Origin of the sequence: Streptomyces canus, assembly GCF_001514145.1 — a bacterium.
Classification (GTDB): Bacteria; Actinomycetota; Actinomycetes; order Streptomycetales; family Streptomycetaceae; genus Streptomyces; species Streptomyces canus.
In genome coordinates this window covers 361,447-381,079 of record NZ_KQ948662.1, presented here as the reverse complement: position 1 = coordinate 381,079, position 19,633 = coordinate 361,447, and the positions used below count along the sequence as shown (strand labels likewise).

Annotated in this window: 18 protein-coding genes and 3 pseudogenes; 15 read left to right on the top strand and 6 right to left on the bottom strand. The window is 70.9% G+C overall.

Annotated features, from left to right (window positions below):
- Nucleotides 1-10 precede the first annotated feature (10 nt).
- Genes AQJ46_RS24165 through AQJ46_RS24155 form a run of 3 tightly spaced genes read left to right on the top strand, consistent with a single transcriptional unit; the run spans nucleotide 11 to nucleotide 3,436 of the window.
- On the top strand, nucleotides 11-601 hold the full coding sequence (locus AQJ46_RS24165; RefSeq protein WP_057610653.1) for a TetR/AcrR family transcriptional regulator: 591 nt from the start codon (nucleotides 11-13) through the stop codon (nucleotides 599-601).
- Between the two features lie 54 nt (nucleotides 602-655).
- Entirely contained in the window at nucleotides 656-1,003 is a 348-nt protein-coding gene (locus AQJ46_RS24160) for a VOC family protein (RefSeq protein ID WP_059207720.1), read from the top strand.
- Nucleotides 1,004-1,057: 54 nt separating this feature from the next.
- Complete coding sequence (locus AQJ46_RS24155) at nucleotides 1,058-3,436, top strand: ATP-binding cassette domain-containing protein (protein WP_059207583.1); 2,379 nt, start codon at nucleotides 1,058-1,060, stop codon at nucleotides 3,434-3,436.
- 66 nt (nucleotides 3,437-3,502) lie between these two features.
- Here the strand turns inward: AQJ46_RS24155 and AQJ46_RS24150 are convergent.
- A pseudogene (locus AQJ46_RS24150) lies at nucleotides 3,503-3,946 on the bottom strand (TetR family transcriptional regulator); the annotation flags it as partial.
- Here AQJ46_RS24150 and AQJ46_RS24145 point away from each other — a divergent pair.
- The 4 genes from AQJ46_RS24145 to AQJ46_RS24130 all read left to right on the top strand — a co-directional run bounded on the left by AQJ46_RS24145 (nucleotide 3,879) and on the right by AQJ46_RS24130 (nucleotide 7,890).
- Complete coding sequence (locus AQJ46_RS24145) at nucleotides 3,879-4,991, top strand: S-(hydroxymethyl)mycothiol dehydrogenase (RefSeq protein WP_225887386.1); 1,113 nt, start codon at nucleotides 3,879-3,881, stop codon at nucleotides 4,989-4,991. The pseudogene AQJ46_RS24150 and the gene AQJ46_RS24145 sit on opposite strands and share 68 nt — an antisense overlap.
- Nucleotides 4,992-5,154: 163 nt before the next feature.
- On the top strand, nucleotides 5,155-5,517 hold the full coding sequence (locus AQJ46_RS24140; protein ID WP_059207582.1) for a bifunctional 3-phenylpropionate/cinnamic acid dioxygenase ferredoxin subunit: 363 nt from the start codon (nucleotides 5,155-5,157) through the stop codon (nucleotides 5,515-5,517).
- The gene (locus AQJ46_RS24135; RefSeq protein ID WP_059207581.1) at nucleotides 5,514-6,674 is read left to right on the top strand and encodes an NAD(P)/FAD-dependent oxidoreductase; all 1,161 of its coding nucleotides are present in this window, start codon (nucleotides 5,514-5,516) and stop codon (nucleotides 6,672-6,674) included. The genes AQJ46_RS24140 and AQJ46_RS24135 overlap by 4 nt, the downstream gene beginning before the upstream one ends.
- Nucleotides 6,675-6,762: 88 nt before the next feature.
- Complete coding sequence (locus AQJ46_RS24130) at nucleotides 6,763-7,890, top strand: aromatic ring-hydroxylating oxygenase subunit alpha (protein WP_059207580.1); 1,128 nt, start codon at nucleotides 6,763-6,765, stop codon at nucleotides 7,888-7,890.
- Here the strand turns inward: AQJ46_RS24130 and AQJ46_RS24125 are convergent.
- Nucleotides 7,878-8,624: an IclR family transcriptional regulator gene (locus AQJ46_RS24125; RefSeq protein ID WP_059207579.1), complete on the bottom strand. Its 747-nt coding sequence runs from the start codon at nucleotides 8,622-8,624 to the stop codon at nucleotides 7,878-7,880. The two genes, AQJ46_RS24130 and AQJ46_RS24125, sit on opposite strands and share 13 nt — an antisense overlap.
- 159 nt (nucleotides 8,625-8,783) lie before the next feature.
- The gene (locus tag AQJ46_RS24120; protein ID WP_059207578.1) at nucleotides 8,784-10,442 is read right to left on the bottom strand and encodes a PucR family transcriptional regulator; all 1,659 of its coding nucleotides are present in this window, start codon (nucleotides 10,440-10,442) and stop codon (nucleotides 8,784-8,786) included.
- 264 nt (nucleotides 10,443-10,706) lie between these two features.
- Between AQJ46_RS24120 and AQJ46_RS24115 the strand changes: the two are divergent.
- Nucleotides 10,707-11,130, top strand: a pseudogene (locus AQJ46_RS24115) (aminotransferase class III-fold pyridoxal phosphate-dependent enzyme); the annotation flags it as partial.
- On the opposite strand, the gene AQJ46_RS24110 reads toward AQJ46_RS24115, so the two are convergent.
- Both AQJ46_RS24110 and AQJ46_RS24105 read right to left on the bottom strand, forming a co-directional pair.
- Complete coding sequence (locus AQJ46_RS24110) at nucleotides 11,126-11,380, bottom strand: DoxX family protein (protein ID WP_059207577.1); 255 nt, start codon at nucleotides 11,378-11,380, stop codon at nucleotides 11,126-11,128. The pseudogene AQJ46_RS24115 and the gene AQJ46_RS24110 overlap by 5 nt on opposite strands.
- A 164-nt stretch (nucleotides 11,381-11,544) precedes the next feature.
- The gene (locus AQJ46_RS24105) at nucleotides 11,545-12,054 is read right to left on the bottom strand and encodes a carboxymuconolactone decarboxylase family protein (RefSeq protein ID WP_059207576.1); all 510 of its coding nucleotides are present in this window, start codon (nucleotides 12,052-12,054) and stop codon (nucleotides 11,545-11,547) included.
- Nucleotides 12,055-12,171: 117 nt separating this feature from the next.
- Between AQJ46_RS24105 and AQJ46_RS24100 the strand changes: the two genes are divergently transcribed.
- From AQJ46_RS24100 to AQJ46_RS24080, 5 genes and pseudogenes are all read left to right on the top strand, one after another.
- Nucleotides 12,172-13,098: a pirin family protein gene (locus tag AQJ46_RS24100; protein WP_225887385.1), complete on the top strand. Its 927-nt coding sequence runs from the start codon at nucleotides 12,172-12,174 to the stop codon at nucleotides 13,096-13,098.
- A 21-nt stretch (nucleotides 13,099-13,119) separates the two neighbouring features.
- The gene (locus AQJ46_RS57300) at nucleotides 13,120-13,458 is read left to right on the top strand and encodes a GNAT family N-acetyltransferase (protein ID WP_059207574.1); all 339 of its coding nucleotides are present in this window, start codon (nucleotides 13,120-13,122) and stop codon (nucleotides 13,456-13,458) included.
- Between the two features lie 113 nt (nucleotides 13,459-13,571).
- Nucleotides 13,572-14,678 carry an LLM class flavin-dependent oxidoreductase gene (locus tag AQJ46_RS24090; protein WP_059207573.1) on the top strand — a complete coding sequence of 369 codons (1,107 nt, stop codon included), beginning with the start codon at nucleotides 13,572-13,574 and terminating at the stop codon, nucleotides 14,676-14,678.
- 111 nt (nucleotides 14,679-14,789) lie between these two features.
- The gene (locus AQJ46_RS24085) at nucleotides 14,790-15,221 is read left to right on the top strand and encodes a tetratricopeptide repeat protein (RefSeq protein WP_059207572.1); all 432 of its coding nucleotides are present in this window, start codon (nucleotides 14,790-14,792) and stop codon (nucleotides 15,219-15,221) included.
- 396 nt (nucleotides 15,222-15,617) lie between these two features.
- Nucleotides 15,618-16,151 (top strand): annotated as a pseudogene (locus AQJ46_RS24080) (glycine cleavage T C-terminal barrel domain-containing protein); the annotation flags it as partial.
- Between the two features lie 44 nt (nucleotides 16,152-16,195).
- On the opposite strand, the gene AQJ46_RS24075 reads toward AQJ46_RS24080, so the two are convergent.
- Nucleotides 16,196-16,987, bottom strand: a complete 792-nt coding sequence (locus AQJ46_RS24075; protein ID WP_059207570.1) for an IclR family transcriptional regulator — start codon at nucleotides 16,985-16,987, stop codon at nucleotides 16,196-16,198.
- Nucleotides 16,988-17,137: 150 nt separating this feature from the next.
- Here AQJ46_RS24075 and AQJ46_RS24070 point away from each other — a divergent pair, with 150 nt between their 5' ends.
- Both AQJ46_RS24070 and AQJ46_RS55515 read left to right on the top strand, forming a co-directional pair.
- Nucleotides 17,138-19,243: an alpha-galactosidase gene (locus tag AQJ46_RS24070; protein ID WP_059207569.1), complete on the top strand. Its 2,106-nt coding sequence runs from the start codon at nucleotides 17,138-17,140 to the stop codon at nucleotides 19,241-19,243.
- A 192-nt stretch (nucleotides 19,244-19,435) separates the two neighbouring features.
- Nucleotides 19,436-19,630, top strand: coding sequence for a hypothetical protein (locus AQJ46_RS55515; protein WP_159064047.1), 195 nt, complete (start codon nucleotides 19,436-19,438; stop codon nucleotides 19,628-19,630).
- Nucleotides 19,631-19,633 lie beyond the last annotated feature (3 nt).

Genomic DNA, 19,633 nt, shown 5'->3' with positions numbered 1-19,633 from the left:
GGGGACACGCATGGCACGTATGCCGTCGGCCGAGCGGCGCCGGCAGCTGACCGAGGCCGCTATCAGGGCGATGGCCCGGGACGGCGTCGCGAAGACGACGACCCGGTCCATCGCCGCCGAGGCCGGCGTGTCCCTCAGTGTCTTCCACTACTGCTTCGACTCCAAGCAGGCCCTGCTCGAGGCCGTCATCACCACCCTCACCGACCACTCCGTCACCGTCGTCAAGGAGGCGCTGCGCCCCCGGGACACGCTGGAGGAGACCGTCGCCGCCGGGTTCCGGGCGTACTGGGACCATGTCCGCGCCCACCCCGAGGCGCACATGCTCACTTATGAGCTCACCCAGTACGCCCTGCGCGAGCCGGGATTCGAGCACCTGGCCAGGCGCCAGTACGAGCTGTACGGCGAGGCCTACGCCGAGCTCATCGAGCAGCTGCGCAAGAGCATGGATCTGGAGCTGCGGGTGCCCGTCTCCGTGCTGGCCCGCTATCTCGCGGCCATGACCGACGGGCTCACCCTGAACTACCTCGTCCTCGGTGACGCGGCCGCCTGGGCGGACATCCTCGACACGGTCACGGCGCACATCGCGGGTCTGGTGCGCTGAGACCGGTCAGGATTCGAGAAGCGCGGGCCGCGGGCCGTGGCTAGCGTGACGGCCATGGACATCACGATTCGGGCGAGCTTCCTCCCGCACGACGACCCGGAGGCCTCCCTGGCCTTCTACCGGGACGTGCTGGGCTTCGAGGTCCGCGGTGACGTGGGCCGCGGCAGGACGCGCCGGCTCACGGTCGGGCCCGTCGGCCAGGCCGGCACCTCGGTCGTGCTGCACCCGGCGGGCGACGACCCCGAGCTCCTGCTCGCCACCCCCGACCTGGACTCCGTCTTCGAGCGGCTCCAGGCCCGCGCAGAGGTGATCCAGGAGCCGATCGAGCAGCCGTACGGCATTCGGGACTGTGCCTTCCTCGACCCCGCGGGCAACATGATCCGCGTCCAGGAGCTGCGCTGAGGCGTGTGCGTCGACATAGTGTTCGAAGCTGTCGAAACGGGAGGACAAGTCACCATGAGCAAGGCCACGAGTACGGGCGCGCAGCACGCTGCCGACAGCCATGACCTGATCCGCGTGCACGGGGCACGCGAGAACAACCTCAAGGACGTCAGCATCGAGATCCCGAAGCGCCGGCTCACGGTCTTCACCGGAGTCTCCGGCTCCGGCAAGAGCTCGCTGGTGTTCGACACCATCGCGGCCGAGTCGCAGCGGTTGATCAACGAGACCTACAGCGCCTTCGTGCAGGGCTTCATGCCGACCCTGGGACGGCCCGAGGTCGACGTCCTCGACGGCCTGACCACCGCCATCACCGTCGACCAGCAGCGCCTCGGCGGTGACCCGCGCTCCACCGTGGGCACCGTCACCGACACCAACGCGATGCTGCGGATCCTGTTCAGCAGACTCGGGACCCCGCACATCGGCTCGCCCAAGGCGTTCTCCTTCAACGTCGCCTCGATCAGCGGGGCGGGCGCGGTGACCATGGAGCGCGGCGGACAGACCGTGAAGGAGCGCCGCAGCTTCAGCATCGTCGGCGGCATGTGCCCGCGCTGCGAGGGCCGGGGCACGGTCAACGACATCGACCTCACCCAGCTCTACGACGACTCCAAGTCGCTCGCCGAGGGCGCGATGACCATCCCGGGCTACAAGGCCGGCGGCTGGAACTACCGCCTCTACAGCGAGTCCGGCTTCTTCGACGCGGACAAGCCGATCCGGAGGTTCACCAAGCGGGAGCTCCAGGACTTCCTGTACCGCGAGCCGACCCGGATGAAGATCGCGGGCATCAACATGACCTACGAGGGTCTCGTCCCGCGGATCCAGAAGTCGATGCTCGCCAAGGACCGTGAGTCGATGCAGCCGCACATCCGCGAGTTCGTGGACCGTGCGATCACCTTCATGGTCTGTCCCGAGTGCGAGGGCACCCGGCTGAGCGAGGGCGCCCGCTCCTCCAAGATCAAGGGGATCAGCATCGCCGACGCCTGCGCGATGCAGATCAGCGACCTCGCCGAGTGGGTGCGGGCCCTGGACGAGCCGTCGGTCGGGCCGCTGCTGACGGCGCTGGGGGAGACCCTCGACTCGTTCGTGGAGATCGGGCTCGGCTATCTCTCCCTCGACCGGTCCTCGGGCACGCTGTCCGGCGGCGAGGCGCAGCGCACCAAGATGATCCGGCATCTCGGCTCCTCGCTCACCGATGTCACGTACGTCTTCGACGAGCCGACCATCGGGCTGCACCCCCATGACATCCAGCGCATGAACAACCTGCTGCTGCGCCTGCGGGACAAGGGCAACACCGTGCTCGTCGTGGAGCACAAGCCGGAGACGATCGCGATCGCCGACCATGTCGTCGACCTCGGTCCGGGGGCCGGTACGGCGGGCGGTTCGGTCTGCTTCGAGGGCACCGTCGAGGGGCTGCGGACCAGCGACACCGTCACCGGGCGCCACTTCGACGACCGTGCCGGTCTCAAGGACACGGTCCGCAAGGCGACCGGCGCGCTGGAGATCCGCGGTGCGAGCACGCACAACCTCCAGGGCGTCGACGTCGACATCCCGCTCGGGGTGCTGACCGTGATCACCGGCGTCGCGGGGTCCGGCAAGAGCTCGCTGGTGCACGGGTCGATTCCGGCCACCGAGGGCGTGGTGTCCGTGGACCAGGGCGCGATCCGTGGCTCGCGGCGCAGCAACCCGGCGACGTACACCGGACTCCTCGAACCGATCCGCAAGGCGTTCGCGAAGGCCAACGGCGTGAAGCCGGCGCTGTTCAGCGCCAACTCCGAGGGGGCGTGCCCCACCTGCAACGGGGCCGGGGTCGTCTACACCGACCTCGCGATGATGGCCGGGGTCGCCACCACCTGCGAGGAGTGCGAGGGGAAGCGGTTCCAGGCGTCGGTCCTCGAGTACCACCTCGGCGGGCGGGACATCAGCGAGGTGCTCGCGATGCCGGTGACGGAGGCCGAGGAGTTCTTCGGGGCCGGTGAGGCGCGCACGCCGACCGCGCACAAGATCCTCGAGCGGCTCTCCGACGTCGGGCTCGGCTATCTCACCCTCGGTCAGCCGCTCACCACGCTGTCCGGCGGTGAGCGGCAGCGGCTGAAGCTGGCGACGCACATGGGGGAGAAGGGCGGGGTGTACATCCTCGACGAGCCGACCACCGGCCTTCACCTCGCCGACGTCGAGCAGTTGCTCGGCCTCCTCGACCGTCTCGTCGACTCCGGCAAGTCCGTCATCGTCGTCGAACACCACCAGGCGGTCATGGCCCACGCCGACTGGATCATCGACCTCGGCCCGGGCGCGGGGCACGACGGCGGGCGGATCGTGTTCGAGGGGACGCCGGGGGAGCTGATCGCCACCGGGGCGACGATCACGGCGGAGCATCTGGCGGCTTACGTGGGGGAGTGACGGGAGACTCGGCGGAGCCGGGGTGGTCAACGAGGCCTGACCCGCACGAGGGTCCCTGACGCGCGATCAGGCGTGCGGAGCGCCACCGTCCGCTGCCAGGCGGGTGAGCCACTCGCGCAGCAGGCGCTGCTCGGCGTCGCTCAGGACCTCGGCGTCGTCGGGGAGAGCGGCGCGCAGCGCGCGGGCCGCCGCGGCGGGGCCGCTCTCCGCCGCGGGCACCGTCGGTTCGGCGCGGGTGACGGCGGCGACCATGGCCTCGCGGAGGACGGTCAGCAGCGCCGGATTGCGGCGTTCCGCCGGGGTGGAGTGCCAGGTGATGACCGCACCTCGGCCGGTCGCCTGGATGATCTGTGCGGCCAGCTCCTCGTCGACCCGCAGCCACCCCCCGGCCGCCAGCCGGTGCACCCGGCCGTGGAGGATCTCCAAGCCCGCGCGGTGTGCCATGTCCGCCCCCCGGCCGGTGGCCCCGACCATCACCGCGAACAGCTCGGGGCGGGAGATCCCGAACTCCGCCCCGGTCTCCGTCGAGACGATCGTGGTGCCCGATCCGGGGCCCGGCGAGGCACTGGTGAAGGTCGAGGCGTGCGGCGTCTGCCACACCGATCTCCACTACCGCGAGGGCGGGATCGGCGACGACTTCCCCTTCCTGCTCGGGCACGAGGCGGCCGGCCGCGTCGAAGCCGTCGGAGAGGGCGTCACCTGCGTCGAGCCGGGCGACTTCGTCATCCTCAACTGGCGTGCGGTCTACGGTACGTGCCGGGCCTGCGCCAAGGGCAAGCCGTGGTACTGCTTCGCCACCCACAACGCGGCCCAGCGGATGACGCTGCTCGACGGCACCCCTCTCACGCCCGCCCTCGGCATCGGCCCCTTCGCGGAGAAGACCCTGGTCGCCGCGGGGCAGTGCACCAAGGTGGACCCGGCGGCCCCGGCAACCGCCGCGGGACTCCTCGGCTGCGGTGTCATGGCGGGCTTCGGCGCGGCCGTGAACACCGGCGCCGTCGGCCGTGGGGACTCCGTCGCCGTCATCGGCTGCGGCGGGGTCGGCATGGCCGCGGTCGTGGGGGCACGGCTCGCCGGCGCGACCAAGGTCATCGCCGTCGACGTCGACCCGAGCAAGCTGGAACGGGCCGCGCGGATGGGCGCCACCCACACCGTCGACGGCTCCACGGCGGACGTCGTGGCGGCGGTGCGCGAGCTGACCGGCGGCTTCGGCGCCGACGTGGTCGTGGAGGCGGTCGGCCGCCCCGAGACGTACGAACAGGCCTTCTACGCCCGCGACCTCGCCGGCACCGTCGTCCTGGTCGGTGTGCCGACTCCGGAGATGAAGCTGGAGCTGCCGCTGCTCGACGTCTTCGGGCGGGGCGGCGCGCTGAAGTCCAGCTGGTACGGCGACTGTCTGCCCTCCCGCGACTTCCCCGCCCTCATCGACCTCTACCTGGGCGGACGCTTCGACCTGGACGCCTTCGTCTCCGAGACCATCGGCCTCGGGGACGTGGAGAAGGCGTTCGAGAAGATGCACCGCGGTGAGGTGCTTCGGTCCGTGGTGGTGCTGTGAGGGGCGGGTGTCATTTGTTTCCTATGGCGCATGATGTTGCGCACCAGGCAACGGGAAACAAAGGGTGGGTCCGTCTTCTGGACGCCTTGACAAGGGTTTGTGGGCGCCCTCAAACTGACGTTGCGTTCAACGCAATCCGTTTCGCTATACGCACCGAGGTGTCATGATGATTCCCGCGTGCCGTCTCGTGGACCTTCCTCGAGGCGAGGCCTACCGGCTCGACATCGATCCGCCGGTCTCGGTGTTCCACACCGACGACGGCGAGGTCTTCGCCATCGACGACACCTGCACCCATCAGGACGCCTCGCTCGCCGACGGCTGGCTGGAGGGCTGCGAGGTCGAATGCCCGCTGCACGCCTCGAAGTTCGACCTGCGGACCGGCGCCGTCGACGCCCCACCGGCCAAGCGCCCGGTCCGCACCCACGAGGTCCACGTCGAGGACGGCATGATCTACGTCCAGCTGTCCCTGGACGCGCCCAACCTGCCGCCCTGTGTCGCGGCCCGGCTCGCCGGCGGACCCGCGTGAGGACGGTCGCCGTGGTCGGCGCCTCGCTCGCCGGTCTGTCGGCGGCGCGCTCGCTGCGGAAACAGGGCTACGACGGGCGGCTCGTCGTCATCGGCGACGAACTCCACCGCCCGTACGACAGGCCCCCGTTGTCCAAGGAGTTCCTGGCCGGCTCCCTCGCCGAGGCCGATCTCGCGCTGGAGCCGGACACCGAGGACCTGCGGGCACAGTGGCTGCTCGGTGTCCGCGCTGTCGGTCTCGACGGCCCGCAGCGCGCCGTACGGCTCGCCGACGGCAGCGAGGTACGGGCGGACGGCGTCGTCATAGCGACCGGCGCCGCCGCCCGGACCCTGCCCGGCACGGACGGCCTGGCCGGGGTGCACACCCTGCGCACCCTGGACGACGCCCGCGCGCTGCGCGACGAGCTGACCCTCGGGGGACGGCTGGTGGTGATCGGCGGCGGCTTCATCGGCGCCGAGGTCGCCTCCACCGCGTACGCCCTCGGGCTCGACGTGACCGTGGTGGAAGCGGCCCCGACCCCGCTGGCCGGACCGCTCGGCGAGACCATGGGCGCCATCGTCTCCGCCCTCCACGCGGACCACGGGGTACGGCTGTTGTGCGGAGTCGGTGTCAAGGGACTGAGCGGCGAGAGCCGCGTCGACGCCGTCCTGCTGGAGGACGGCCGCAGCGTCCCCGCCGACATCGTGGTGGTGGGGGTCGGTGCCCGCCCGTGCGTCGAATGGCTCGCGGGCTCGGGCATCGAGCTCGACGACGGCGTCAAGTGCGGCGCCGACGGCCGCACCAGCCTGGCCGGTGTGGTCGCGGTCGGTGACTGCGCCTCCTGGTACGACCCGCGCGCGGGCCTGCACCGCCGGGTCGAGCACTGGACCGGCGCCCGGGAGCGGCCCGGCGCCGCGGTCACCGCACTGCTGGCGGGCGGTGCCGTGGAACCGGGCACGCCGAGGCCGCCGTACTTCTGGTCGGACCAGTACGGCGTGAAGATCCAGTTCGCCGGTCACGCCGCCGGCGCCGACAGTGTGACGATCGAGGAAGGCGCCCGGGACGACCGCAACGTCCTGGCCGTCTACCGGCGTTGCGGCCATCCGGTCGCCGTGCTCGGGATGAATCAGCCGCGGCCGTTCATGCGCTGGCGCAAGCAGCTCGCCGCCGCGGCCTGACAGCACCGCCGCTGTCGCCCCGTTCAGAACGCCGTCCGCTCGTCCCGGCGTGCTTCACCGGTCCACGACGATCCCCGAGGAGTGCACTGTGACCTCGACCAGCCTGCCGGACAGTCTGATCGCCACCCTCCCCGGCGTCTCCTACACGGATCCCGGGATCTTCGCCCAGGAGCAGGAGCGCATCTTCGAAGCGATGTGGTTCTGCGCCGTCCGCGCCTTCGACCTGCCCAAACCCGGTGCCTTCAAGACGGTTGAGGTGGGCCGCGAGAGCATCCTCGTCACGCGGGCACGGGACAACTCGATCCGCGCCTACTTCAACGTCTGCCGGCACCGCGGCGCCAAGCTGTGCACCGAGGAGTCCGGCGAGGTCAAGCGAGCCTTCCAATGCCCGTACCACGCCTGGACGTACGACCTGACGGGCAAGCTCGTGGCGGCGCCGAACCTGACGAAGATGCTGGACGTGGGCCGTACCGAGTACGGCCTCGCGAGCGTGGCGGTGCGCGAATGGCTGGGCTATGTCTGGGTGTGCCTCGCGGAGGACCCGCCGCCCTTCGACGAGGTCGTCCAGGACGTGATCGCGCGCCTGGGCGACACCGAGTCGATCGAGCACTACGACATCGGGGGGCTGGAGGTCGGCCGGCGGATCGTCTATGACGTCAAGGCGAACTGGAAACTCATCGTCGAGAACTTCATGGAGTGCTACCACTGCGCGACGATCCACCCCGAACTCACCGAGGTGCTACCGGAGTTCGCCGACGGATACGCGGCCCAGTACTACGTGGGCCACGGCGCGGAGTTCGGTGCGGACGTCAGGGGCTTCACGGTCGACGGCTCGGAGGGGCTGGACCGGATTCCCGGAGTCTCCGAGGACCAGGACCGCCGCTACTACGCGATCACCGTGCGGCCGCAGGTGTTCATCAACCTCGTGCCCGACCATGTCATCTTCCACCGGATGTACCCGGTCGCCGCCGACCGCACGATCGTCGAGTGCGACTGGCTGTATCTGCCGCATGTCGTGGAGAGCGGCAAGGACGTCAGCAGGTCGGTGGAGCTCTTCGACCGGGTCAACCGGCAGGACTTCGACGCGTGCGAGCGCACGCAGCCCGGGATGAGCTCACGGCTGTACGCCAAGGGAGGCGTCCTGGTGCCCAGCGAGCACCACATCGGCGAGTTCCACGACTGGGTCCAGGCCCGACTGGGGGCTCAGCCCAGGTAACCCATGCGGTGGCTGATCTCCTCGGCGCCCTTGACCAGTACCGGAGCGAGCTCGTGCAGACGCTCCTCGGAGAGCCGGTACGCCGGTCCTGAGGCGCTGAGCGCCGCGATGACCTCGCCGTCCCGGTCGCGGACCGGCGCGGCCATGGCGTGCAGGCCGAGCTCCAACTCCTCCAGGGCCCAGGCGTAACCGCGCTCCCGGGCCTCGGCGAGGTTCTTCTCGAGCGTCGTCTTCGCGGTGATGGTGCGTGGGGTGACCTTCTTCAGGCCGGTCTCGGTCAACAGCACGGCGCGCTCCTTGGCCGGCAGGTGGGCCAGCAGGATCTTGCCGCTCGACGTGGCGTGCAACGGGGTCAGTTGGCCGACCCAGTTCTGCGCGGTGACGGCACCCGGGCCGCGCACCTGGTAGAGGTTGACCGCGTAACGCTCCTGCATCACGGCGAGGTTCACGGTCTCGCCGATCTCCTCCGCCAGGTCCTCGCAGACCGGGCGGCTCTGCTGGGTGATGTCGATGCGTCCGGTGACCGCGCCGGCCAGGCGCACGATGCCGAAACCGAGACGGTACTTGCCGCGCTCACCCGCCTGTTCCACCAGGCCGCGCGCCTCCAGGGCGCCGAGAAGCCGGAACGCCGTGGACTTGTGAACGTCGATCTCGGCGGCCACCTCGCTGACGCCGGCCTCGCCGCGCTGGGCGAGGATCTCCATCACGTGAATGGCCCGGTCGACGGACTGCACCCCGCCGCTCGACGACCCTGTCGTTTCGTTATCCGGGTTGTAGTTGCTCACAACGCAACTATACGGGGAGTACGGAACAACCTGTTTACCCTCGGGACGCTGACCAGTGTCTTTTGCCTGGTAGCGGGTGTGCAGGTGTTGTGCGCTTGTTCCGGGCGTTCAGTGAGGGGCACGCAGAACATCAAGTGCAGCCAGCGCCACGTGCAGTTCGGTGCGCTGTTCGCCGGATTCGAGGTCGCGGTGGAGGATGCGCTCGATGGCGCGAAGGCGTTGGTAGACCGTTTCCCGGGAGAGGCCGCCGCGGCGGGCGGCGGTGGTCTTGTTGCCGGCCGCGTCGAGGTAGTGGCGCAGGGTCGTCAGCAGGTCTGTGCCGTGCCGGGTGTCGTGGTCGACGAGACGGCCGAGCTGCCGCTCGGCGTAGTCCTGGACGCGGATGTCCTCGCGGAGTGCGTACAGCAGGCGGCGCAGGCCGATGTCGGACAGCTCGTGGAAGGACCTGCCGTCGGGCGGGGCAAGCCCGGGCAGGGCGGACTCGGCCACGCGTTCGGCCTCGCGGAAGGAACGGGGGGCGTCGTAGAGGTCCGCGACCTCGGCACCGATGCTCACGACCGCCTCGGGATCCAGGCCGCGTGCGGTCCGGCTGAGCCGCTCGACGGTGGGTCGCCAGGGCTGTGAGTGAGGCAGCGCCAGCAGCACCCCGAGTCGCCCGGGGGCCAGTGCGCCGACGAGTGCGGGCACGCCCGCGGTCCGTAGTTCCTGGGCCAGAAGGGACTCGGGCTCGGAGCCGTTGTCTCCCCGCCGCAGGTCCACCAGCACCGCGACGAATCCGCCTTCGGTGGGCAGACCCAGCGCGGCGACGCGGGCGCGGGCGTCCTCGGGGGAGTGGTGGCGCTGTTCGGCGAGGTCGCGCAGGGCGTTGCGGTGCGCGGCGCGTTCCCAGGTCGTCGTATGGATGAGGCGGGCGATGGTCAGGGCCATCGCCGTCCGCTCCAGAACGGTGACGTCCTCGGGTACGAAGAGTGCCGGCCCGCCGGCGGGGCCCGGGAGCATGGTCACGCGGCCCCAGCGATCGCCCTGGTACTCCACGGGTGCCACGAGCCAGCCCTCGGGACCGCACACTTCCGTGCGGTCGCGGGACGGTACGGCTCTGGAGCGCTGTTCCCAGTCGGCGAGCGCCTCTTCGACCGTGCTGCCGGAGGCCTCGCAGATCAGCGCCTGGTGCACCAGGTTCTCGAGGACGACCGTGCGGCCGCTCAGCTCCGCCGCCGCCCGCACCACGTCCTCGGGTCCCGCGCCGCGCAGCGTCAGGCCGGTGAACGCCTCGTGGATCCGCTGGGTCCGCCGCATCACGTCCGTCTGGTTGCCGAGGAGGAGCGTGTGGACGACCTGGGTGACCTCCAGGAAGTTGACGTCCTCGGAGAGGGTGACGAGAGGCAGGTCGCGGGCCCGGCAGGCCTGGACGAGCGCGTCGGGCGGGCGGTGGTAGCGGCGTACGAGCTCGATGACGAGGGCCGCGGCTCCGACGTCGGCGAGTTCGTCCACGTACCGGCGGACTCCGGTCGGATCCTCGGGCAGGGGCATACCCGTGGTCAGGACCAGTTCGCCGCCCTTGAGGAAGGACGCCGGGTCCGTCAGCTCGGTGATGTGGACCCAGCGCACCGGTCGGTCGAGCTGCGTCACCCCGGTCACCACCTGCGGCTGTCCCGTGGCCAGGACGGGCAGGGCCAGAACGTCGGCCACAGTGAGCGGCCGCCCCGCTGTGGCGGAGCCCCGGTCGTCCGGTTCCGGCGGCAACAAGGTGACGCCGTTCTCGCCCATAGTGCCTCCCTGCCCGCCCGGACACTGTGACAAGCCTGGCTGACCTGCGCAAGAGCCGCCCTGTGCCTGGCAACGAACTCCTGGTGGCGAGCCGCTGCCCCGGCCGCCTGACACATCGTCCGAACTCCGCGTCCCCGCTGGACAGATCAGGCGTTGTCGCCGCTCGGGCACCTGGAGAGGTTCGGGCTACGGGAGCAGACCGAGCAGTCCACACCTACGGCTCGGAGACGACCATGACCGCACTGTCGCCAGGCCACGCCCGTCGTGGCGGCCCGGGGCGAGGGCGTCCACCTCTACGCCGAGGACGGCCGCCGTTACCTCGACTTCACCGCCGGGATCGGCGTCACCAGCACCGGACACTGCCACCCCAAGGTGGTGGCGGCGCAGGAACAGGTCGGCACGCTGATCCACGGCCAGTACACGACGGTCATGCACCAGCCCCTTCGCCGCCTCGTCGACAAGCTCGGCGAGGTGCTGCCGACCGGTCTGGACAGTCTGTTCTTCACCAACTCCGGGAGCGAGGCCGTGGAGGCGGCGCTGCGGCTGGCCCGGCAGGCCACCGGGCGCCCGAATCCTGGTCTGCCACGGCGGCTTCCACGGTCGTACGGTCGCCGCCGCCGCGATGACCACCTCCGGCACCCGCTTCCGGTCCGGTTTCTCCCCGCTGATGAGCGGGGTGGTCGTCACCCTCCGAGCGTCACCGCGGTGGCCACGGAGACGGCAGTGAGGATGACGGGAGCCATCGTGTTCCTCCGGGTGGCCGGGTCGGCGTAGTCGCCGGCCTTGGCGTGGAAGGCCACCGCCCCGATCATGGTGATGGTGAATCCTAGGGCGGCCGCGATGCCCAGCGGCTGCCAGAAGAGGCCGATGATCAAGCCACCGGTGGCGGCGACCTCGGCCAGCCCGATGAAGCGCACGAGGCCCGCGCTCAGCCCCATGTGCGACTGCAGTCCGGCGGAGACGTCGCCCTCAGCGGAGCCTTGGGCGCACCCGCGGCCAGCGACACGAGGGCGAGCAGCACGCTGAGGATGGCGGCCGTGATGTCCATGGATGCTTCCTTCCGAGGTTGACGTGTCAACAATGAATCAACTTGGATGACACATCAATCCTGCTCCGGCGTGGCCCGAGCCCCGCGAGGCGCCTGCACCGGATGCCCGCTCATGATCGACACGCGGTTGAACGCGCCGATGGTGATCGCCACCCAGATCACGGCGGAGATCTGGTCCTCGCTGAGAACCTCGCGGGCGGCCTCGTAGGCGGAGGCCTGTGCGTCGGCGTTCGTCGGGTCGGTCGTCGCCTCGGCCAGCCGGAGCGCCGCACGCTCCACCGGCGTGAACATCTCGGTGTCCTGCCAGGCCGCCAGAACCCCCAGTCGCTGCGGTGACTCGCCGGCGCGCAGAGCCTTCCCGGTGTGCAGGTAGAGGCAGTAGGCGCAGCGGTTCAGCTGGGACACGCGGAGGTTGATCAGCTCCATTGTGGTGCGTTCAAGCCCTGCCGCGGCGGCCGTCGCGCTCACCGCCTCGGAGGTCTGCACCAGGGCGCGGAAGGCCTGGGGGCTCTGCTTGTCGATGAAGATCCTGCCCGGTGCGGATGCACGGATCTGCTCGCTCACTGCGTTCCTCCTTCGTGGCTACCGCGACCGCACCTCGTATGTGCGTGGTGGTCAGCGGCCTGCTCTTCGTGGCATGATAGTTGATGTGACAACCAGAGTCTGTGAGGGGTGGTCCCGGTGAGCAACGTGGAAAGCGAAGTCGAGGTGCTGTCGGCGCGGGACGTGCCGCTGGGCGGGCCGCGTGCGCTGCTCGTGCGCCGGACGCTGCCGCAGCGCGCGCGAACCCTGATCGGAGCCTGGTGCTTCGCCGATCACTACGGCCCCGTCGACGCCACGGTGACGGGCATGGACGTGCCCCCGCATCCGCACACCGGTCTGCAGACCGTGAGCTGGCTGTTCAGCGGGGAGATCGAGCACCGCGACACCCTGGGGACCCACGCCCTCGTCCGGCCCGGCGAGATGAACCTCATGACCGGCGGATACGGCATCGCGCACTCCGAGGTCTCCACGCCTGACACCACCGTCATCCATGGCGTCCAGCTGTGGGTGGCGCTGCCCGAGGAGCACCGCGACACCGCTCGCGACTTCCAGCACCATGTGCCCGAGCCGGTGCGGGTGGACGGCGCCGAGATCAAGGTCTTCCTGGGCTCACTCGCCGGCAGCACCTCCCCGGTGCGGACCTTCACCCCCCTGCTCGGTGCCGAGATCACCCTCGACCCGGGTGCGTCGGTCACGCTCGCCGTGGACACCGCCTTCGAGCACGGCCTCCTCGTCGACAGCGGAGACGTCCGCCTGCTCGACACGGCGCTGCGCCCGGCCGAACTCGGCTACGTCCCCTGTGGCGCCGACACCGTGATGGTGGTGAACGACTCGGACGTTCCCGCGCGCACGATCCTGCTCGGGGGCCCTCCCTTCGAGGAGGAGATCGTCATGTGGTGGAACTTCATCGGCCGCAGCCACGAGGACATCGTCAAGGCGCGGGAGGACTGGCAGGCAGGCTCCGACCGCTTCGGCGAGGTCGAGGGCCACCCCGGAAACCGCCTGCCCGCCCCGGCCCTGCCCAATGCCGTCATCACGCCGCGCGGCAACCCCCCGCGCCGCTGAGCCCCGTCCGAAAGGAATCCCATGAACGAGTCCTCAGGCATCCGGAGTGTCCAGCGCGTGGACGCCCGTCACCGGTACGAGATCCTGGTCGACGGCCGACGCGCCGGTCTGACGGCCTACCGCGACCGCGGGGCCCAGCGGGTCTTCTTCCACACGGAGGTGGACGACGCCTTCGCCGGCCGGGGTCTGGGCGCCGAGCTGGTCCAGGCGGCACTCGCCGATGTGCGGGAGTCGGGGAAGCGGATAGTGCCGGTCTGCCCGTACGTGGCCAAGTTCCTCAAGCGGCATGAGGAGTTCGCCGACCTCGCCGACCCGGTGACCCCGGACGTACTGAGCTGGCTGGAGGCGGAACTCCGCTGAGCGACTGGCGGGTGCTGGTCTGCCGGGCCGCGCCGAGGGCGCGGAATAGCCGGGTGAGGGGGTGTGTTGCAGGGGTATAGTTGATGCATCAACCACCAGGAGGGGTGAGGGCGATGCAGTTCGGCATCTTCACCGTCGGTGACGTGGCCACCGACCCGCACACGGGTCGTACGCCGACCGAGCACGAGCGGATCAAGGCGATGACCGCGATCGCGCGGAAGGCCGAGGAGGTCGGACTCGACGTGTTCGCGACCGGTGAGCACCACAACCGGCCGTTCGTGCCCTCCTCGCCGACGACCCTCCTCGGCTACGTCGCCGCGCGCACCGAGCGGATCATCCTGTCGACGTCCACCACGCTGATCACCACCAACGACCCGGTGAAGATCGCCGAGGACTACGCGATGCTCCAGCACCTGGCCGACGGGCGCGTCGACCTGATGATGGGCCGCGGCAACACCGGCCCGGTCTATCCGTGGTTCGGCAAGGACATCCGCGACGGCATCGGCCTCGCGGTCGAGAACTACGCGTTGCTGCGCCGGCTCTGGCGCGAGGACGTCGTCGACTGGGAGGGGAAGTTCCGCACGCCGTTGCAGGGCTTCACCTCCACACCGCGGCCGCTGGACGGCGTCCCGCCGTTCGTCTGGCACGGTTCCATCCGCTCCCCGGAGATAGCCGAGCAGGCCGCTTACTACGGCGACGGCTTCTTCCACAACAACATCTTCTGGCCGAAGGAGCACACCGGGAAGCTGATCGACCTCTACCGGCAGCGGTACGCGCACTACGGTCATGGCACGCCCGAGCAGGCGATCGTCGGTCTGGGCGGCCAGGTCTACATGCGGCACAACTCGCAGGACGCCGTCCGGGAGTTCCGCCCGGTCTTCGACCACTCGCCGGTGATGGGCGGCGGCGTCTCGATGGAGGAGTACATGGAGCAGACCCCGCTGACCGTCGGCACGCCCGAGCAGGTCATCGAGAAGACGCTCTCCTTCCGCGAGTACGCCGGTGACTACCAGCGCCAGCTGTTCGTGGTGGACGGCGGCGGCATCCCGCTGAAGACGGCACTGGAGCAGATCGACATGCTCGGCGAGGAGGTCGTACCGGTGCTGCGCAAGGAGTTCGCGGCGGTGCGGCCGGCCGGAGTGCCCGACGCCCCCACCCACGCCTCCCTGCTCGCCGCCCGCGGGACCGACGGCGCGCAGACCGCCGAACAGGCGGTCTGAGGCCGTACGAAAGGATCCGACCGACGGTCTCGCCGCCTGCGTTCCTGGGCCGGCGGCGAGTCACTCCGGGCCGCGTGAAGACGCGCGCCCGGGAGAGGAGAGGCAGGAATCATGACCGACAACGTCAACGCGTACCCGGCCACCGACGGGGTGGCGCCCGACCGCTGGGCCAGCGCGCTGCACCTCTTCGACGACGGCGTCGGAGTGCCGCACGAGGAGACCACCGTCGAGCGCTGGGAGCGTGCTGGGCTGCTGTTCGAGGCGCGGGACTACAGCGGTGCCGCGAAGCTGCTCGCCGTCGTCGTCGAGGAGGCGCCGGAGCAGGCCGGTCCCCGGCTGTTGCTGGCCCGCGCCTACTACCACTCCGCACAACTGAAGCGCGCCGAGGAGCAGTTGCGCGTGATCGTCGAGCGCGATCCGGTGGAGCACTACGCCCACCTGATGCTGGGGCGCACCCTCCAACGTCAGGGACGCCCGGACGAGGCGGAGCCCTGGCTGCGGATGGCGGGCGCGTTCGCGGGCGAGTTCCCGGACGACGAGTGAGCGGTGCGGGCGGGACGCACGCGGCGGCGGGCATCGGCTGAACCGATGCCCGCCGCCGTCGCTCCCGTCCGGGGGAGGCTGTGGTTTTCGTGGCCGGGACGGATCTGGACGCCGGTGCCCGCGGCGTCGAACGCCGCGACGGTCAGGACCCGCTCCGGACCTCCCGCGAGCTCGATGGAGTCCGGGACCTCGCCGCGGCCGCAGATGTCGAGGACGGCGTCGACTCCGTCCGGGGCGAGGGCCCGCGCGCGTTCGAACCAGCCCCTCGCCGTAGGCCCGGCACGGCGCCGAGTTCGCGCAGCAGACCGCGGTCGCGCTCGCCGGCGATCCCGATCACCCACGCCGCGGGCGACGGCCGTCTCCTGCTTCGCCCGGTCGGCGATGGTGAACTGGGCGAAGGTCGGCTGGGAGCTGTACACCACCGCCGACCAGGGCCTGAAGCTGTGGGACACGCTGTGGCGGGCGGCCCGCCCGCTGGGCGGGATCGCGGCCGGGCGGGGCGCGTTCAACAGCCTCCGCCTGGAGAAGGGCTACCGCTCCTTCGGCACCGACATGACCTACGAGCACGACCCGTACGAGGCCGGCGTCGGCTTCGCCGTCAAGGCCGACAAGGAGGACTTCGTCGGGAAGGCGGCACTGGAACGACGCAGGGCCGACGTGCGGCGGAAGCTGACCTGTCTGACGATCGAGGACCCGCGGGCCGTCGTCATGGGCAAGGAGCCGGTGTACGACGGACAGCGCGCGGTCGGCCACGTCACCAGCGCGGCCTTCGGCCACACGATCGGCAAGGGCATCGCGTACGCCTGGCTGCCCGCGGAGCTCGCCGTGGCCGGCCGTGCGCTGCACATCGGGTACTTCGACCAGCGCGTGGAGGCGGTGGTGGCCGAGGAGCCGCTGTTCGACCCGGCGATGTCCCGCCTTCGGGGCTGAGCGGGTCATAGCCACGGGCCGGGCGTCCCAGCGCCCGGCCCGTATCAGCCCAAGTAGCCGAGCCGGTGGCTGAGTTCGTCGGCGCCCTCGATCAGCACCGGTGCCAGCTCGTGCATCCGCTCCTCGGTGAGACGGAACGCGGGACCCGAGGCGGTGAGGGCGGCGACGACCTTGCCGTCGCCGGAACGAACCGGCGCCGCCATGGCGTTGAGGCCCTCCTCGTACTCCTCGACCGTCAGGGCGTAGCCCTGCTCGCGGACCCGGACCAGCTCCGCCTCCAGCTTCTGCCGGGAGGTCAGCGTGCGGGAGGTCATCCGGTCGAGCCCGGCCACGGCGACGAGCTCCTCCCGGCGCTGCTCCGTGAGATGCGCGAGCAGGACCTTGCCGCTCGACGTGCAGTGCATCGGCGTCAGCCGGCCGACCCAGTTCTGTGCGGTGATGGCGGACCGGCCGCGCACCTGGTCGAGGTTGATCACATGGTGGGACTCCAGGACCGCGATGTTCATCGTCTCGCCCAGTTTGTCGGCGAGGCGCTCACAGATCCCGCGGCCGTGCTTGGTGACGTCGATGCGCCCGGTGACCGCGCCGGCCAGGCGCACGATGCCGAATCCGAGGCGGTACTTCCCGCGCTCACCCTCCTGCTCCACCATCCCGTGCGCCTCCAGCGCGCCCAGCAGACGGAACGCGGTGGACTTGTGGACGTCGATCGCCTCGGCCACTTCACTGACGCCTGCCTCGCCACGCTGGGCGAGGATCTCCAGCACGGTGACAGCCCGGTCGACGGACTGCACACCGCCGCTGGACGTACCCCCGGACTCGGTGCCGTTGCTGCTCATGGCGGAACTCTATGCGAGCAGGTCAACAGCTGTCGGGCCGGTCGCCCTCCAGCAGGCCCGGCCCTCGCTGCGCCTGCTTGTGTGACCGGTCACATCCGTGTGAGGATGGTGAGCGGTCACATCGTGGGTGTGCCGGGGAAGGGAAATCCGTTGACCGCAGCCGTCGGAACACTCGAGAGATCCCGCCTCTGGTCACACCCGGAGCTCGGACTGCATGCCGTCCTGGACACCACGGGCTCGGTCCGGCTGGGGGCGCCCGACCAGGACTGGGCCGGTCTGGTCCCCCTCGTCGAGGTCACCGCCACCGGGCACGGACGCCTGTGGTCGGGGGAGCGCTTCATCGAGACCGCGATCGGCGACCGCCTGACCTACCGCGACCACGAGACGGTCCGGGAAAGCGGCGGGGAGCGTACGACGATCCGGCTCGCGGACCCGGAAACCGGCCTGGTCGCCGAGGTGGTCCTGGAGACGGCTCCGGGTGCCGGTTTCCTGCGCTCGCGGGTGCGTCTGGTCAACGAGGGCGGCACGCCCCTCCGGCTCGAGAGCGTGAGCACCCTGACCGTCGGCGGTATCACCGACGTGGGCGGCGGTCTCGACGGACTGACCCTGCACTGGGCGGACAACGACTGGCTCGCCGAGTGCCGTTGGCGCCAGGCCCCCTTCCGTGACCAGGTCGTCCCGCTGAACCGGCCCGCGCACGGTCACGAGGGACGCGGCTGCTTCGAGCGCTCCTCACAAGGGAGTTGGTCCACCGGCCGGCACCTGCCGATGGGGGCGCTCACCGACCCCTCAGGCCGCGCCTGGCTGTGGCAGATCGAGTCCAGCGCGGGATGGCGCTTCGAGACCGGCGAACGCGAAGGCGCCGCCTACGTCGCCCTGTTCGGCCCCGACGACGCCCACCACCAGTGGCAGCACACCCTCGCGCCCGGCGAGGACTTCCACACCGTTCCCGCCGTCCTCGTGCGCGGCGGGACGGGCGGCCTCGACGCCGCCTTCGGTGAACTCACCGACTACCGCAGGCTGATCCGCCGCGACCACCCCGACCACCGCGCCCTGCCGGTGATCTACAACGACTACATGAACACCCTCATGGGTGACCCGACCACCGACAAGCTCCTGCCGCTCGTCGAGGCTGCGGGGAGGGCCGGCGCCGAGGTCTTCGTCATCGACGCCGGGTGGTACGACGACGACGCCCAGGGCTGGTGGGACGCCGTCGGCGCATGGCAGCCCGCCCGGGGGCGTTTCCCCGGCGGCATCCAGGAGGTGCTGGACGCGATCCGGGGGCACGGCATGGTCCCGGGGCTGTGGCTGGAGCCCGAAGTCGTGGGCGTGCGCAGCCCGTTGGCCGACACCCTGCCGCCCGAGGCGTTCTTCCGGCGCGGCGGCCTGCGCGTGACGGAACACGGACGGCACCATCTGGACCTGCGCCACCCCGCCGCCCGGGCCCACCTCGACGCCGTCGTGGACCGGCTGGTCGGAGAGTGGGGCGTCGGGTACCTCAAGCTGGACTACAACATCAACATCGGACCCGGCACGGAGAACGGCCGGGAGAGTCCCGGCGCCGGTCTGCTGGGCCACCACCGCGCCCACCTCGACTGGATGTCCGCCGTCCTGGACCGGCATCCCGGCCTGGTCCTGGAGAACTGCGGCTCCGGCGGTCTGCGCATGGACTACGCCCAACTCGCCGTCACCCAGCTCCAGTCCACCAGCGACCAGCAGGACCTGCTGCGCTACCCGCCCATCGCCGCGTCCGCCGCCACCGCCGTGGCCCCCGAACAGGCCGCCGTGTGGGCCTACCCGCAGCCCGACCACACCCCCGCCCGGATCGCGTTCACTCTCACCGGCGCACTGCTGGGCCGGATCCATCTCTCCGGCTTCCTCGACCGCATGAACGACGAGCAGTTCGAGCTCGTCCGCTCCGCGATCCGGGTGTACAAGGACATCCGGCCGGAGATCGCCGGCGCCCGTCCCTTCTGGCCGCTGGGCCTGCCGGACTGGGAGGACGGATGGATCGCCCACGGGCTGCGGGGGCGCGACGCGACGCTCGTCGCGGTGTGGCGGCGGGAGCGAGCCGACGCCCCCGAGCGCCGTACGCTCACACTGGCCCACCTGCGCGGCGTCGAGTTGCGGCCGGAGGTGCTCCAGCCCATGACGGCCGACGCCACGGTGGAGTGGGACGTGGCCGAGGGGAAGCTCTCCGTCGGTCTGCCGCGCGCCGGCACGGCCGTACTCCTCAGGCTGGCCGGGCCCGGGTGAGTGCGGGACGGGGAGGGGCTGGGCCGCTCCGCTGGATCCGGCCCTCCCGCTGCGCGGCGTCGAGTCGCGGCCGGAGGTGCTCCAGCCCATGAGGGCCGAGGCCATGGTGGAGTGGGACGTGGCCGAGGGGAAGCTCTCCGTCGGTCTGCCGCGCGCCGGCACGGCCGTACTCCTCAGGCTGGCCGGGCCCGCGTGAGTGCGGGACGGGGAGGGGCCGCTCCGCTGGATCCGGCCCTCCCGCTGCGCGGCGTCGAGTCGCGGCCGGAGGTGCTCCAGCCCATGAGGGCCGAGGCCATGGTGGAGTGGGACGTGGCCGAGGGGAAGCTCTCCGTCGGTCTGCCGCGCGCCGGCACGGCCGTACTCCTCAGGCTGGCCGGGCCCGCGTGAGTG